18 protein-coding genes are annotated in these 14,104 nt (G+C 64.1%); 11 read left to right on the top strand and 7 right to left on the bottom strand.

Going from position 1 to position 14,104, the window contains the following annotated elements; all coding sequences use genetic code 11:
* Positions 1-35 precede the first annotated feature (35 nt).
* The 3 genes from FBY30_RS17640 (at position 36) to FBY30_RS21260 (ending at position 1,898) form a co-directional block, all read left to right on the top strand.
* Positions 36-668: a TetR/AcrR family transcriptional regulator gene (locus tag FBY30_RS17640; protein ID WP_142133886.1), complete on the top strand. Its 633-nt coding sequence runs from the start codon at positions 36-38 to the stop codon at positions 666-668.
* A 23-nt stretch (positions 669-691) separates the two neighbouring features.
* On the top strand, positions 692-1,546 hold the full coding sequence (locus tag FBY30_RS17635; protein ID WP_142133885.1) for a 3-hydroxyacyl-CoA dehydrogenase: 855 nt from the start codon (positions 692-694) through the stop codon (positions 1,544-1,546).
* A gap of 151 nt (positions 1,547-1,697) precedes the next feature.
* Positions 1,698-1,898, top strand: a complete 201-nt coding sequence (locus FBY30_RS21260; RefSeq protein ID WP_142133884.1) for a three-helix bundle dimerization domain-containing protein — start codon at positions 1,698-1,700, stop codon at positions 1,896-1,898.
* A 124-nt stretch (positions 1,899-2,022) separates the two neighbouring features.
* Here the strand turns inward: FBY30_RS21260 and FBY30_RS17625 are convergent, their stop codons facing one another.
* Entirely contained in the window at positions 2,023-2,643 is a 621-nt protein-coding gene (locus FBY30_RS17625) for a hypothetical protein (RefSeq protein ID WP_142133883.1), read from the bottom strand.
* Between the two features lie 35 nt (positions 2,644-2,678).
* Here FBY30_RS17625 and FBY30_RS17620 point away from each other — a divergent pair, with 35 nt between their 5' ends.
* Both FBY30_RS17620 and FBY30_RS17615 read left to right on the top strand, forming a co-directional pair.
* A complete protein-coding gene (locus FBY30_RS17620; protein ID WP_235009480.1) occupies positions 2,679-3,191 on the top strand; it encodes a DUF3592 domain-containing protein in 513 nt (170 codons plus the stop codon).
* A gap of 235 nt (positions 3,192-3,426) precedes the next feature.
* Complete coding sequence (locus FBY30_RS17615) at positions 3,427-4,077, top strand: hypothetical protein (protein ID WP_142133882.1); 651 nt, start codon at positions 3,427-3,429, stop codon at positions 4,075-4,077.
* A gap of 349 nt (positions 4,078-4,426) precedes the next feature.
* On the opposite strand, the gene FBY30_RS17610 is transcribed toward FBY30_RS17615, so the two are convergent.
* Positions 4,427-5,452: an NAD-dependent epimerase/dehydratase family protein gene (locus tag FBY30_RS17610; protein ID WP_142133881.1), complete on the bottom strand. Its 1,026-nt coding sequence runs from the start codon at positions 5,450-5,452 to the stop codon at positions 4,427-4,429.
* Between the two features lie 236 nt (positions 5,453-5,688).
* Here FBY30_RS17610 and FBY30_RS21040 point away from each other — a divergent pair, with 236 nt between their 5' ends.
* The 4 genes from FBY30_RS21040 to FBY30_RS17595 all read left to right on the top strand — a co-directional run bounded on the left by FBY30_RS21040 (position 5,689) and on the right by FBY30_RS17595 (position 8,187).
* On the top strand, positions 5,689-6,021 hold the full coding sequence (locus FBY30_RS21040) for a hypothetical protein (RefSeq protein ID WP_235009479.1): 333 nt from the start codon (positions 5,689-5,691) through the stop codon (positions 6,019-6,021).
* Positions 6,022-6,030: 9 nt separating this feature from the next.
* On the top strand, positions 6,031-6,426 hold the full coding sequence (locus FBY30_RS21035) for a Pr6Pr family membrane protein (RefSeq protein WP_235009478.1): 396 nt from the start codon (positions 6,031-6,033) through the stop codon (positions 6,424-6,426).
* 179 nt (positions 6,427-6,605) lie between these two features.
* Entirely contained in the window at positions 6,606-7,052 is a 447-nt protein-coding gene (locus tag FBY30_RS17600; RefSeq protein ID WP_142133880.1) for a VOC family protein, read from the top strand.
* A 121-nt stretch (positions 7,053-7,173) separates the two neighbouring features.
* Positions 7,174-8,187: a DUF808 domain-containing protein gene (locus FBY30_RS17595; protein ID WP_142133879.1), complete on the top strand. Its 1,014-nt coding sequence runs from the start codon at positions 7,174-7,176 to the stop codon at positions 8,185-8,187.
* 37 nt (positions 8,188-8,224) lie between these two features.
* Here the strand turns inward: FBY30_RS17595 and FBY30_RS17590 are convergent, their stop codons facing one another.
* A complete protein-coding gene (locus FBY30_RS17590; RefSeq protein ID WP_142133878.1) occupies positions 8,225-9,289 on the bottom strand; it encodes a spore photoproduct lyase family protein in 1,065 nt (354 codons plus the stop codon).
* 209 nt (positions 9,290-9,498) lie between these two features.
* On the opposite strand from FBY30_RS17590, the gene abc-f reads away from it, so the two are divergent.
* Positions 9,499-11,097 (top strand): ribosomal protection-like ABC-F family protein, encoded by a 1,599-nt coding sequence (gene abc-f / locus FBY30_RS17585; protein ID WP_142133877.1) that lies wholly within the window; start codon positions 9,499-9,501, stop codon positions 11,095-11,097.
* On the opposite strand, the gene FBY30_RS17580 is transcribed toward abc-f, so the two are convergent.
* Genes FBY30_RS17580 through FBY30_RS17565 form a run of 4 tightly spaced genes read right to left on the bottom strand, consistent with a single transcriptional unit; the run spans position 11,094 to position 13,132 of the window.
* Positions 11,094-11,570: a YbaK/EbsC family protein gene (locus FBY30_RS17580; protein ID WP_142133876.1), complete on the bottom strand. Its 477-nt coding sequence runs from the start codon at positions 11,568-11,570 to the stop codon at positions 11,094-11,096. The two genes, abc-f and FBY30_RS17580, sit on opposite strands and share 4 nt — an antisense overlap.
* Positions 11,571-11,573: 3 nt before the next feature.
* A complete protein-coding gene (locus FBY30_RS17575; protein ID WP_142133875.1) occupies positions 11,574-12,446 on the bottom strand; it encodes an SURF1 family cytochrome oxidase biogenesis protein in 873 nt (290 codons plus the stop codon).
* Positions 12,447-12,704, bottom strand: coding sequence for a hypothetical protein (locus FBY30_RS17570; protein WP_142133874.1), 258 nt, complete (start codon positions 12,702-12,704; stop codon positions 12,447-12,449).
* Positions 12,701-13,132 (bottom strand): DUF3099 domain-containing protein, encoded by a 432-nt coding sequence (locus FBY30_RS17565; protein ID WP_142133873.1) that lies wholly within the window; start codon positions 13,130-13,132, stop codon positions 12,701-12,703. The genes FBY30_RS17570 and FBY30_RS17565 overlap by 4 nt, the downstream gene beginning before the upstream one ends.
* A 153-nt stretch (positions 13,133-13,285) precedes the next feature.
* Between FBY30_RS17565 and FBY30_RS17560 the strand changes: the two genes are divergently transcribed.
* Complete coding sequence (locus FBY30_RS17560; protein WP_142133872.1) at positions 13,286-14,011, top strand: beta-ketoacyl-ACP reductase; 726 nt, start codon at positions 13,286-13,288, stop codon at positions 14,009-14,011.
* Positions 14,012-14,104: the final 93 nt, after the last annotated feature.

The following is a 14,104-nucleotide window of genomic DNA, read 5'->3' as shown; positions in this document are numbered from 1 at the left end:
AACACTGTGTTGAGAACCGGGACTAGGATGGGCGCATGGATCAAAGAGGAAGACGCAGCGCGAGGGTTTCCGGCGATGAGCGGCAGGACGCGATCCTGGTAACCGCGGAGACCCTCCTGGCCAGCCGTGCCTTCGACGACGTCTCCATCGAGGACCTGGCCCGGGGTGCCGGCATTTCGCGTCCCACGTTTTACTTCTATTTCCCCTCCAAAGATGCCGTGCTGCTGGCCCTGCTGGACCGGGTCATCACCGAGGTCGAGCACCGGGTGGGGCACCTTTCGCGCGATTTCGAGAGCGACCCCGCGGGCGCCTGGACCCGTTCCATTGGGATGTTCGTTGAGGTGTTTGTCTCCCACCGCGGCGTGTCCACCTCGGCCATCGCGGCGCGCGCCCGCAATGACGAGGTCCGCGGGCTGTGGTCCAAATCAATGCAGTCCTGGGTCGACTTCTCAAGCGACGTCATTCGTGCCGAGCAGGCCCGTGGGGCGGCGCCGGGCGGCATCGACGCGCACGATCTCGCGGTGAGCCTGAACCTGATGAACGAACGGGTCATTACTGCTGTCCTCAACCGGGAAAGTCCCGCCATCGCGGAGTCCGGAGCCCTGGACGTCCTGTCAACCATCTGGATCCGCAGTATCTACGGGTCCGACAACCCCGGCGGCCGCTAGGCCCGCGCCGAAAGGAAACTCTTATGCCCTCCATCAAGACGCTCACCGTGCTCGGCACCGGAGTGCTCGGCTCCCAGATCGCCTTCCAGGCCGCATTCCACGGTTTCGTGGTCACCGCATATGACGTCGACGAGGACGCCCTTGCCAAAGCGCGGGACCGTTTCACCCGCCTCGCCGGCATCTACCGGGCACAGGTAGCCGGCGCCTCAGAGGGCAAGACCGAAGCAGCCCTGGCGAACCTCCGCCTCACCGCAGACCTCAGGGACGCCGTCGTCGACGCGGACCTTGTGATCGAAGCCGTTCCCGAACTGCTGGAACTCAAACGTGACGTCTACCGCAAGCTCGCGGAGCTGGCGCCCGCCAAAACCATCTTCGCGACCAACTCGTCCACCCTGCTGCCCAGCGACCTGAAAGACTTCACCGGACGCCCGGACCGCTTCCTGGCCCTGCACTACGCCAACAACATCTGGGCGCAGAACATCGCCGAGGTCATGGGCACCGCCGAAACCGATCCGGCGGTATACGCCGCCGTCGTCGATTTTGCCCGGAACAGCGGGCTGGAACCGATCGAGATCAGGAAGGAGAAGGCTGGCTACGTCCTGAACTCGCTGCTGGTTCCGCTACTGAACGCGGCCGCCGGACTGCTGCTGCAGGGCGTCGCCGACCCGCACACCATTGACAAGACCTGGCGCATCGCCACGGGGGCGCCGAGCGGACCGTTCCAGATCTACGACGTCGTCGGCCTCACCACGGCGTACAACATCGCCTCGGCCTCGCCGGATGCCGGTTCGCAGGCGTTCGCCGAGCATCTGAAGGAGCACTACATCGACCAGGGCAAGCTGGGCGTCGCCTCGGGGGAGGGCTTCTACAAGTACTGAGCCGAGGACCTTAAGTGCTGCTGTAGTTCTTCCCGCTCCAGATCTTGGACAGACTGGCAGAGCAGGCAGAACTCATTGCTTGACTCCAAGCAACAATAACAAGCATGCTTATCATTCAAGCTGCGGCAGAGGCTCGACGATGAGGTGAACGATGGAGTGCAATGAAGAACAGCACGCTGTGGTGTCGGTTATCAACACCCTTGCCTGCAAATTCCCGGGACGCTCCAGGACTGACATTGAGGACGCAGTCTGCGAAGAGTATTCAGCCTTCAACTCGGGTCCGGTGCGGACGATGGTCCCCGCGCTGGTCGAGCGAGCAGCCATCAAGCGACTGCAAGGCATCCGCGTCTAGAAGCGCTGCGGACACACGTTCCCCAGGGTCCATATCCTGTGCTGCCGACGTACTGTGTTGAGCCGGCCGAATGGGTGTCGGCCAACTGGAACACTGGACGGTGTATCTGACATGGGATCAGGTCCTAGTCGCGTCGCATCTGAATGGTGACTTCGGAGGTGTCCGGGCCATCCTCAGCTTCGTCGATGCAGAGCGATTCTTCGCCGGTGCCGTCGAACTCCCTCTTGACGCACCCCATGCACCGCCCCGATACCGGGCCGCCTTCTTTGGAGTTCATGCCGAACCTGCTTGCTACTTCTTCAAGGCTGACCTTGTGGTCCACGGTCCACCTGGCGCTCAGCCGCAGGCAGGAGGTGTCGATGGAGAGACAGCCCGGATCGACCTTAGGGTTCTCGCGATAGACCTCGACCCAGTCTTTCTGCGGGACCTTGTCCGCCCGGGCCATTATCGCGGCGGCTTTCTCAGCTTGGGAGCCGCCACCGCCGTTGATGCTCTGATTAAGTGCTGTACATGCCGTGAATCCAAGACCGCACGCCAGGACCACCACCAGAACGATTCCACCCACGATCCAGGCTGTTTTACTCTTCTTTTTTTGCGGCGGTGGTCCCTGCCACCCGGGCTGCGGAGGCCCGTAGTAGGACTGTTGCTGATACTGGGCCTCGCCAGGCTGGGCCAGCGGAGCGCTAAAAACCGGCGCGGTGCCTCGCTGGGGGGCTGCGCTGTGGTCGTTTCCGGGGTGCTGCAAGGAGGATCCGGCCGATGTGGGGAAGAATGGGCGCCGTGACAAGTCCCCAAACCATGAACAAAAAGCCCAAGTCGCTCCTGCAACGCGTAGGGAATGTGTTGCTCGCCGCCGTGCTGATGCTGGTGGGGCCTGCCCTGATGGTGACCAGCTATCAGCAGGTGGACGCCGACGAAGAGCTTGCCCGCACCGGCGTCCAGGTCTCCGGAACCATCACCTACTTTAGCGACGCCAGGAAGGCATCGAACCGGGACATCACGGTGGAATACGTGGCGGCCGACGGAGTGACCCGATACGCCAATGCAGCGGTGGATCATGAGCAGCACCCATCCGTTGGCGAGCAGGTCACCGTCGCGTACAGCGAACAAGACCCAAACCAAGCAATCGTGCTCGGCTACGAAAGCAAAGGCGAGTTCCTCGGCGGTGTAGGCCTGATCCTGACGGCGATCTTTACAACGCTTGGTGTCATCATCATCGTCACCGGGCTGAGGAGGAGACGGCGGGACGAAGTCCGCAGCTCCAGCATGCGCGGCAATGTGGCAGAGTCGTGACGGACGGACCTGCGCCTCGCCGGGACCATGGAGAGAGACACTTCCAGGTGGCAGCCGAAGATCGAGATCCTTCCAGACGTCTTTCCAGTCAAAGGCTGCGTCTTGGCCGTAGGGCCGGTTCATCCGCCGGCGTTGCTGCCACTTCCCCCATGTCGTGAACCGGATTCTCCAGGCGCAAAGCGAGCCGTTGCACGGCCGCTAGGCTGAGACAACACATCATCAACCTGGGGGAACGATGAAACGCCTTGCTGCCGTACTGATTGCCACGCCACTGTTGCTGACTGGCTGTGTTGTGCCCTACGGAGGCGTAACGCCCTCCGCCACGACTGAACCTGTTGGCGGGCAAACCACAGCAACCGGTACACAAGCGCCGACTGTTGGAGCCAAGGAGTTTTCAACCCTGGACAAGGCCGGCATCGAGAAGATCAAGTCGTCGAAGTGTGCCCGGTTCGACATGACGACAGGCTGGCTCTCCAAAGAGAGCGTGGGACTCGAAGATGGCAGCAGCCAGGCGCCGGACGTCAGCATCAAGGACGGCACGATGTCCCTGGTCATCGAAGGACCGACGGGTGAGGTCTCTGCACAAACAGACCGATTACGTATGAACGGCATGAACACAGGGTCAAACTTCAGCGAGGTCACCTACTTCCTCACCGCCCAGTCCCTGGCCGAGTACACGACCATGATTCGCGACGGGGTGGACCGCTACGGGATCGACCACGAGTCAGCGGAACGGGTGATCGAGTCGATCTCCAGCAACCCGGAGGGCAAGACCGACTTCGCGATCAGCACCGGCATGAAGACCGGGCTCCAAGTCACCTATGACCTCCGCTACGACGGATCGAAGGGCACCCAGGTCATCATCGTGCACGTCAACCCCTTGTAGCAGCAGACACCGCGGAAGGAACGAGCCTTGCACGACCGACACCAGCTCATGCCTGTCAGCTACGTGATCTTCCGACGCGGGGATGCTGTGCTTCTCCAACAGCGACACGGCACCGGATACCTGGCCGGACACTGGTCCACCGCGCCTGCCGGCCACACCCAGAATGACTTCTGCTGCATCGAGCAATGGCACGAGCGCCCCCGCGCAGAGGTGCGAAAAACTCTGCGAATATGCCTGGGCCACGCCGGCCCAGCCGCTGGCTCTCTGTTGGTGGATACCGATGGTCGCCACGTTATCTTCGCCCCAAGCTGTTCGTTATTCTCCCGGTGGGCGATCGCCTTGCGGACGGCTACAAGGAGTTTGAGGTGTTCGTGGCGGTCTGGCTGATGAGCTTGTCGAGCAGATGAGCCTCTTCTGCGTTTGTGAGGCCGGAGGCGGGCTTGTCTGCTGAGGACAGTGGAAGCTCGCTTGTGAGGATATCGGCGAGTGTGGTGTGAAGGGCACGCAGTGCCAGGCCAGCTTCGACAGCTCGCCTGTTCGAGCGGGCATTCAAGCCATACCAGTCACGGTCTGCCAGCCACAACGGCAGGGACCGTTCACCCGACCACTGGTTCACGCCTTGCTCCAGCAGCCATTGCTCCGGTGCGTGAACCACAGGGCCTTCGTGGTGCGCCACCAACCGGGCAGCCTCGATGTGCTCCGGAAACGGGACGGGGTCGCCACCGGCGTTGAAGATCCCACTGGTCTTCATTTCAGCGACGTGCAAGAGCCAGGTCGCGAGATCCCGGACATCGATCAGTGCGGTCGGAAGCTCAGGGGTGTCTTGCACGAGGACTGCGCCGGCATCATTAGAGGGCTCCGCGAACCGGCGAACCCAGTACGTGGTTCGTCCCGAGGGGTCTCCGGGACCACCGATGAGTCCAACACGGGCTACGACGCTGCGCTCGGGGCCGAAAGCATCAAGTACGGCATCCTCGCATGCTACTTTCGCCGGTCCGTAGTCATCCGGGGCACTCATCCGCTCGGCCTCGAGTGGAGGCAAACGCTTCGCGTCCTCGTCGGCGCCCGTATCTTTGTGCGAGGCGTAGACGTTGACTGAGGAGACAAAGATGTACCGCTCTGCCATATCACGAAGGTCCCGAACCGCACGACGAACGTGGAACGGCTGCCGCGCGACATCAATGACCGCATCCCACTGATCCGCTGAAACCGCGGCCAAAGCATTGTCGTCGTCACGATCAGCGCGAATAAGGGTGGCTCCGTCCGGGACCCCCTCACCCCGAGCCAGGCATGTGACCTCGTGCCCCGACTCCACGGCAGTCTGAGCCACCGTGTATCCAAGCCACGCCGTTCCCCCAAGCAGAAGAATTTTCATGCTGGGAGCCTTCCAGCCATCACGTCCCAACGCACTGGCTTTCACTATCAGCACAACACTTCACGCTGCAGCGGGACGGGTGACGCGAAGTCCGCAAGCGGTCGCTCAAGGATCTCAGCTACCCCTTTGCCGATCCTTCTCGGGGACGCACAGTGTGGCTTCGCGGCATCAGGCGGGGTGGCAACCCGGTCCTTTTGACCCTGGGGCCCGGCTTGGCGCAACACTACAGTGATGCCATGAGTGAGGTGCTGGCGCTGAGTCCTCCGGTTCAACGGAACGTAGGCGCCAACCGGGCGCTGCACCCGGACCGTCTCTGGATCCGTCTGGTACGCGGCGGCGCCGGACTTGCCATGCTCGCGGCCCTCGGCCAGGAGCTATACGACGCAACCCAGCCCGGCAACTCCGTCGACATCCCCCAGCTCATCTCCCAGTTCACGTTCCAGTCAAACCTCGTCCTCGGGCTCGTGTTCCTTGTCTCCGCCGCGCGGCCCCGTGCGCGGCTGCCGCAGTGGTGGGATCACCTCTTCGGCGCCCTCGCGTTCTACCTGGTGATGACGGGCATTATTTAGGTGGTGCTCGTGGCTCCGCCTGACGAACCGTGGTGGATCCTGGACATGTACTGGCCGTGGATGGTCACCCATCGCATCGCACCGCTGGTCGCGGGGCTCGACTGGCTCCTGGTCACGCGCACCGTCCGGGGCCCGTGGCGGCGGCCCCTCGTCTGGCTTTGCTACCCGGGGGTGTTCCTGATCTTCTCCTGGGTGCGCGGCGCGCTCGACGGCTGGTACCCCTACCACTTCCTCAACCCGGGGCTCGACGGAGGCTGGCCGGCGGTCATCGCCACCAGCGCCCTGGTACTCGCCGCGTTTCTCTTGGTCGGCCTACTCGTGCACCTCGCCGGCAATGCCCGGGTGCGTCTCGCCCGCGGACCCGGAAGGAAAACCCCTGCCCAGCCCGCAGTCCCGGCCGGCTAGATGCGTCGTCACGCGGGCAACTGCGTCCGGCGAAGGCCGAACCCGAGATCGTTCGAGCAGGGGGGCGCATGGGACCGAACGGGGCGCGCTGGGACATTCCGTTACAGGCACCAAACGGGATCTTCCCCGGAGCGTTCGGACCAGTGACCCGGCGTTCCTGAATTGGTAACGTGTGGCACATGCCCATCAAACTCGAAAACGTTGGCATCGCCGTCCGCGACCTGGAAGAGGCCATATCGTTCTTCACCGACCTCGGGCTGACGGTACTGGGTCGTGACACGGTCAGTGGGGAATGGGCGGACACAGCTGTAGGCCTCGATGGCAACTACGCCAAAATCGCCGTGCTCCAGACCCCGGACGGCAAAGGCCAGCTGGAGTTCTTCGAGTACATTCATCCGGATGCCATCGAGACAAGCCCTACGCTGCCGAACGAGATCGGGATGCATCGCGTTGCCTTTTCGGTCGATGACATCGACGCCGCCCTTGAGATCGCCGCGAAGCATGGATGCCACCCGCTGCGCGGCGTCGCAACCTACGGAGACGTGTACAAGCTGACGTACGTCCGTGGCCCCAGCGGCATTATTGTGATGCTCGCCCAGGAACTCAACAAGTCCAGCAGAGACTAATCGCCCGGCGCACAACGGGTAAGGGGGCCCGCGCCGTGCTGCCATATACTCCGAACATGCCCATCACGCACCCACCCACCCATCCCCAACCGTCCGTCCCGCACCCAGACGGGGGCCACCTGTGAGCGGCGGGCTCGTCGCCCTGCTGGATGACGTCGCCGCCCTGGCCCGCATCGCGGCTGCCTCGGTGGACGACGTGGCAGCCGGTGCCGCCAAGGCTGGGACCAAGGCCGCCGGCGTCGTAATTGACGACGCCGCCGTCACCCCGCAGTACGTGTCCGGGGCCGACCCGTCCCGCGAGCTGCCAATGATCAAGAAGATCTTCTGGGGCTCCATCCGGAACAAACTCCTGATCATCCTCCCGGCGCTCCTGCTGATCAGCGCCTTCATCCCGGGGGTGATCCCCTTCATCCTCATGCTGGGCGGCACCTACCTCTGCTATGAGGGCGCAGAGAAGGTCTGGCACAAGCTCCGCGGCGGCCACCACGAGGCCGGAGAAGCGCCGGCTGTGGAGCGCGGCCCCGACGCCGAGGCAAAGGTGGTCAAGGGTGCCATCACCACCGACTTCATCCTGTCCTGCGAGATCATGGTCATCTCAATGAATGAGGTGGCAGCGGAGTCCATCTGGGTCCGGGCGTTCATCCTGGTCCTGGTGGCATTCGCCATCACCGTGCTCGTCTACGGCGCCGTCGGGCTGATCGTGAAGATGGACGACATTGGAATCCACCTGACCGGCAAGGATTCCGCCCGTGCCAAGCGTTTTGGTGAACTGCTGGTACGGGGAATGCCGGCCGTGCTCGGTGCGATTACGTTCGTTGGAACCATCGCGATGCTCTGGGTGGGCGGCCACATCATGCTGCAGGGCGCCCACGACCTGGGCTGGCATGCACCGTACGACCTGGTCCACGCCCTTGAGCACCCGGTGGCCGGCGTTGCGGTTGTCGGCGGTCTCTTGGCCTGGCTCGTCAACACCCTGTGTTCAGCAGTCCTTGGACTCATCTGGGGCCTGGTGGTCCTTGCGGTGATCGGCCCGCTCCTGAAAGTCCTGCCTTTTGGCAAGGCGAAGGACGGCCACAGCCAGGCCGCCGCTCCGGCTGCAAATGACGGACACCGCCCGGAAGACCACAAGGGCTGACCCTGCGCGGCCGGCGCCGCCGACACGAGCACAGTGCCTAAAACGCGTAGCGGATCCGGCAGTAGGGTGCGATCCTGTCGATCAGCGTTGTCAGCTGCTGGACGTAGCCCGCCTTGGTGCGCGCCCGGTACCGGACATTGCTGAAACCGTTCGACGAAACCTTGGCTTCCTGGAGGTCGGGACGCCACAGGACGTTCTCGGCCTGCGGGTGCCAGCCCAGGTTTACTTCGTGCAGTTGCTCGTTGTGGGTCAGGAAAATGACCTCGGCCGCCAGCTGCGCCTTGGCTGCCGGGGTCAGCGTCGCGTCGAGCTGGCGGAGCAGCTCCTCCCAGTCGGCCAGCCAGGTGTCGGTGATGATGACGGGGGAGAAGTTCACGTGCACCTCGTACCCGGCGTCGACGAACTCGTTGATCGCAGCCAGCCGTTCCGCCACTGGTGACGTCCGGACATCCACCGACTTCGCCAGGTCCGCCGGCATCAGCGAGAAGCGGATCCTGGTGTGGCCACCATGGTTCCAGCTAAGCATCTGCCGGTTGACGAACTTGGTGGCGAAGGACAGCTTGGCATTGGGCAGTTCGCGGAAGAGCGTGACGAGGTCCTCCACGTTGTCGCTGATCAGGGCGTCCACCGAGCAGTCGCTGTTTTCGCCGATGTCATAGACCCACAGCTCGGGGTCGCACTGGTTGGGTTCCAGTTTGAGTCCCTGGCGTGTAGCGTGCCGTTCCAGCGCCGCGGCGATCTGGCCGATGTTGGCGAACACCGTGACCGGGTTGCTGTAGCCCTTGTGCCGGGGGACGTAGCAGTAGGCGCAGGCCATGGCGCACCCGTTGGCCGTGGACGGGGCAATGAAGTCCGCCGACCTGCCGTTCGGCTTAACGGTCAGGGACTTCTTGACCCCAAGGACCAGGGCTTCCGTTTTGATCCGTGACCAGCGCGGCACGTTGGTTTCGTCACCGTGAAGGTCCGGAATGTTCCAATGGTTTTCCACCGGTACGACGTCGGCTTCGGGCCAACGTGCCACGATCTCCCGGCCGCGCGGCAGCTCCAAGGCGGCAGGCTGCGCATAGATACGGCGGATTTGCAGCAGCCGGTCGAATTCCATGTCCTCATTCTCCTTGAAGGGCCGTTCCGCTGCGGTCAGTTAAGCCGACGGCGTCCGTCCCAGCCTCCTTGCACGTGCAGAATGGAAAGTGCGCCGCCTGCCGGACGGTAGACTGGATTGTGCCGTTCTGACGGCCACTCTGCCCCAGCGTCCCCTGGCACTCCGTGTGCGGACCGTGGCGTTCCCTGTTGTGAAAGGCCTTACCTGCTGTGATTACTGTCCAGGATCTTGAACTGCGTGCCGGTGCCCGGCTCCTGATGGATCAGGTGAGCTTCCGCATCGACAAGGGTGACAAGATCGGCCTCGTGGGCCGCAACGGAGCCGGCAAGACCACGCTGACCCGCGTCCTTGCAGGCGAAGGCCTTCCTGCCGCCGGCAAGGTGACCCGCAGCGGCGAGATCGGCTACCTGCCCCAGGACCCCCGTACCCCGGACATGGAGCAGCTCGCACGGGACCGCATCCTGTCCGCCCGTGGCCTGGACGTCGTCGTCGGCAAGCTCCGGAAGGCGCACGACGAAATGGCCAGCGAGGACGCCGAGGTACAGCGGAAGGCCATGGGCCGGTACGACCGGCTGGAATCCGAATTCCTCGCGGCCGGCGGCTATGCGGCCGAAGCTGAAGCTGCCTCGATTTGCTCAAACCTGGCGCTCCCGGACCGCCTGCTGAACCAGCCGCTCAAGACGCTCTCCGGCGGCCAGCGCCGCCGTGTTGAACTGGCCCGCATCCTCTACTCGGACGCCGAGACCATGCTTTTGGATGAGCCCACCAACCACCTCGACGCCGATTCCATCGCCTGGCTGCGTGACTTCCTCAAGAACCACCAGGGCGGCCTGATCGTCATCAGCCACGACACCGACCTGCTGGAAGCCACGGTCAACAAGGTGTTCCTGCTGGATGCCAACCGCGCACAGATCGACTTCTACAACATGGACTGGAAGCGCTACCTCCTGCAGCGGGAGACCGATGAGCGGGCCCGGAAGCGGGAACGGGCCAACGCCGAGAAGAAGGCACAGGTCCTCATGGACCAGGCCAACAAGATGCGGGCCAAGGCAACCAAGGCTGTTGCGGCCCAGAACATGGCAAAGCGCGCCGAGCGCCTGCTCAGTGGACTCGAAGCGGTCCGCGAGCAGGACCGGGTGGCAGCCCTGCGGTTCCCGGACCCTGCACCCTGCGGCAAGACCCCGCTCACCGCGGACGGGCTCAGCAAGTCCTACGGGTCCCTGGAGATCTTCACCGACGTGGACCTGGCCATCGACCGCGGTTCCAAAGTGGTCATCCTGGGCCTCAACGGTGCCGGCAAGACCACTCTCCTGCGGATGCTCGCAGGAGTGGACGCCCCCGATACCGGCGAAGTCATCCCCGGCCACGGGCTCAAGGTGGGCTACTACGCCCAGGAACACGAGACCCTGGACCACCACCGGACCGTCCTGGAGAACATGCGCTCCGCCGCACCGGACATGAAGGACGCCGAGGTGCGCGGCATCCTGGGCTCATTCCTGTTCTCCGGTGACGACGTGGACAAACCCGCCGGCGTGCTGTCAGGCGGCGAGAAGACCCGCCTGGCCTTGGCCACCATCGTTGCCTCCAGCGCCAACGTCCTGCTCCTCGACGAACCCACCAACAACCTCGACCCCGCCAGCCGCGCCGAAATCCTGGGCGCGCTACGCAACTACACCGGCGCCGTCGTCCTGGTCAGCCACGACGAAGGCGCGGTCGAGGCCCTGAACCCGGAACGGGTTGTCATGCTTCCCGATGGCGTCGAGGACCTCTGGAACGAGGACTACCTGGACCTCATCACGCTGGCTTAGCGCACCTGCAGCTCCAGCGCTCCGGTAATGCTCCGGAGCTGTTCATAGGTAATGCTGAACATTGAGTTGTGGTCGCCTGCTCCGGCCCACAGCAGCTCGTGGGGCTGCAGGGACTCATCCAACAGGGTCCGGATCTTTTTCGGGTGGCCAACAGGTGCCACGCCACCTACCTCCTGGCCGGTGTGTTCCAGCACGAAGGCAGGGGAGGCTCTGCGAATCTTGCCCGTGCCGAGTTGCGCTGCGACCAGCGCCGTGTCGACGCGGGAGGCGCCGCTGGCCAGGATCAGCAGCGGTTCACCGCTGAGCTCGAAGATCAGGCTGTTGGTGATCGCGGCAAGCTCGCATTGCAGGGCCTCAGCTGCTGCGGCCGCCGTGGGGACTCCCGCTGGAAAGGTGCGTACGGTGTCGGCGAGCCCCGCCGTCAGCAACGCTGAGCGGACCAAGGCGACCGGGCCGCCGTCGTACGTCTCCATGCCTCAGTAGCCCTGCGCGTCCAGGAGGGCGTCTTCTTCTTCCTCGGCGGTGGCCTTCTTGCGCTTGCGCGGAGGAGCCGGCCGACGGCGAGGGGTCACCGCGGCATGGACGGCCTCATCGTCAAGCAATTCCTCGTCCTCGGCATCGATCGCTGCGTTCCGCGCCTGCTGCCGCGCCGCGTAGCCGAACCCGACGAACATGAGCACGCCGAAAGCGAACCACTGCAGGGAATAGGACAGGTGCGTCCCCTCGTCCGTGGACGGTTTGGGGAAGGCAACGGGCATCTCGGGGGCCGGCGGCGTTTCCGAGGCAAGCTGGCCGTACGCGCCCGTCATCAGCGGATAGCCCAGCTGCGCGGCGTACGTAGGGAGGTCGATGGACGCCAGCTGCCCTTCGGGGGCGCCGCGTTGAAGCTCCGGCTCGCCATGCTTCAAACGCACGACGGCGGTTACCTCACCTTGGGGAGGGGCAGGCACCGAATCGGGGCTGCCCGGATTCTTGTTGCCGATGGGCAACCAACCCCGGTCGATGACGACTGTCTCACCCGTGGTGAGGCGGAAGGGGACCACTACCTCGTAGCCGGGCTGGCCATTGAGCGGCCGGTTGCGCACAATCCGCTCCCCGGCGGCGTCGTACGTTCCCTTCAGTTCAACCTGGGTCCACTCCTTGGCCGGGTCCAGCTGGTTGAACTGGTCCCGTGCCTGGGCGAAGGGGATGGGCATTGCCGAGTAATTGCTGACCACACGATTAATTTCAGCGAGGGTCTCCGCACGGCGGTCCATCTGCCAGCGGCCCAGGAAAACACAGGCGGTGGCAAAGATGGCGGCCAGCAGGAGATAGCCCAGCCACTTGCTGGAAAAGAGGAAACGGTACATCTAAATGTCCTGCTCCAGCGATCCGCCGTCCCCGGCAAGAGGGAGGGTTTCCTTCCATAGCCCGCGCGTCTGCAGGTAGTCCTCGAGCCATTCCCGGTGGTCGGCGCAGGCCAGCCAGGTCTTGCGCCGCTCGGGTGTATGGATTTTGGGGTTGTTCCACAGAAGCTGCCAGGACGCCTGTGCCCTGCACGCCTTCCGGGAACACATGGCGGTCTCAGACGCGACGTCGGATCCTGCTGCAAAATCGAAAATGCTCATTTGGCTTGCCCCTGCTCTCCGCGCTCCTGGTCATCGTCCTTCACCAGCTCGCCCTGGAGCACGGCGCTTTCCGGTAAGTCTTCGGTGGCCGGGGGAGGCGGGCTTTCAAGCTCGGCCAACGGGGCCGAGTCCAGCAGCAGGTCGCTGGGCGTCTCCGCCTTGTCGCTGCCGTTGGCGATGACCACCGCAATCCAGGGCAGGAAGACTGCTCCCGCCACGGCAATGATCTTGAACCAGCCGTCCACCACGAAAATCAGGATCAGGCAGACCATGCGGATCCCCATGGCCAGGGCGTACTTGATCATCCGCTGGCGCATATCTTCCGAATGTGCGGCCGCGGCGTCCGTAATGCTGTGGACCTCGGCGTCGCCGGAGAACCGGCCCGGTTCTTCGGGCGCGGAACGTCCCGCATGGTTTTCAAGGGTCACGGTGGATGATCACGCTCCAAAGGCTTCCCTTAATTCTCGCACCATTGGCAGTGCTGCCCAAACCCGCCGCGGCCCTGCCGCTAAGATCGGAGGCAGCCCAAACCACACCCCGCTACCGCGGCGCAGCCTGCCGCAGAATTTCGGAGCACCCCTATGACAGAAACAGCGTCCGCACCCCGCAGCGTCCTGGTGACCGGCGGCAACCGCGGTATCGGCCTGGCCATCGCGCAGGCGTTCCTGGCCAATGGCGACAAAGTTGCCGTGACCTACCGCAGTGAAACGCAGCTTCCGGAGGGAATTCTCGGCGTCAAGGCGGACGTCACCGACGAAGCCTCGGTGGACGCCGCCTTCAAGGAAGTGGAAGCGGCCCACGGTCCCGTGGAAGTCCTGGTGGCCAACGCAGGCATCACCAAGGACACCCTGCTCCTGCGCATGAGCGAGGACGACTTCACCTCTGTCATCGACACCAACCTGACCGGAGCCTTCCGGGTCATCAAGCGCGCGTCCAAGGGGATGATCCGGCTCCGGAAAGGCCGTGTGGTCCTCATCTCCTCTGTCTCCGGCCTCTACGGCGCGCCCGGACAGATCAACTACTCCGCCTCCAAAGCCGGCCTGGTAGGCATCGCCCGGTCCCTTACCCGCGAGCTTGGCTCCCGAGGCATCACCGCCAACGTGGTGGCCCCCGGCTTCATCAACACCGACATGACCGCAGAACTCCCCGAAGCAACCCAAAAGGACTACCTGGCCAGCATCCCCGCAGGACGCTTCGCCGAGGCGGCAGAGGTGGCCGACGTGGTGCGCTGGATCGCCAGCGACGAAGCCGCCTACATCTCCGGCGCTGTTATCCCGGTTGACGGCGGCCTGGGCATGGGACACTGACCCTGCCGGTCTCCCGCCCCTGCAGGGTAGGCGCTGGAGGAAACTAGCCTCCGGGTCCTTCTTTGTCGAAGTCGGACAAGGGATGCCGGCCCC

The sequence above is a fragment of the Arthrobacter sp. SLBN-83 genome (genome assembly GCF_006715285.1).
GTDB lineage: Bacteria > Actinomycetota > Actinomycetes > Actinomycetales > Micrococcaceae > Arthrobacter.
Note: the sequence above shows the minus strand (reverse complement) of the source record. Positions and strands in the feature narration are given on the sequence as shown.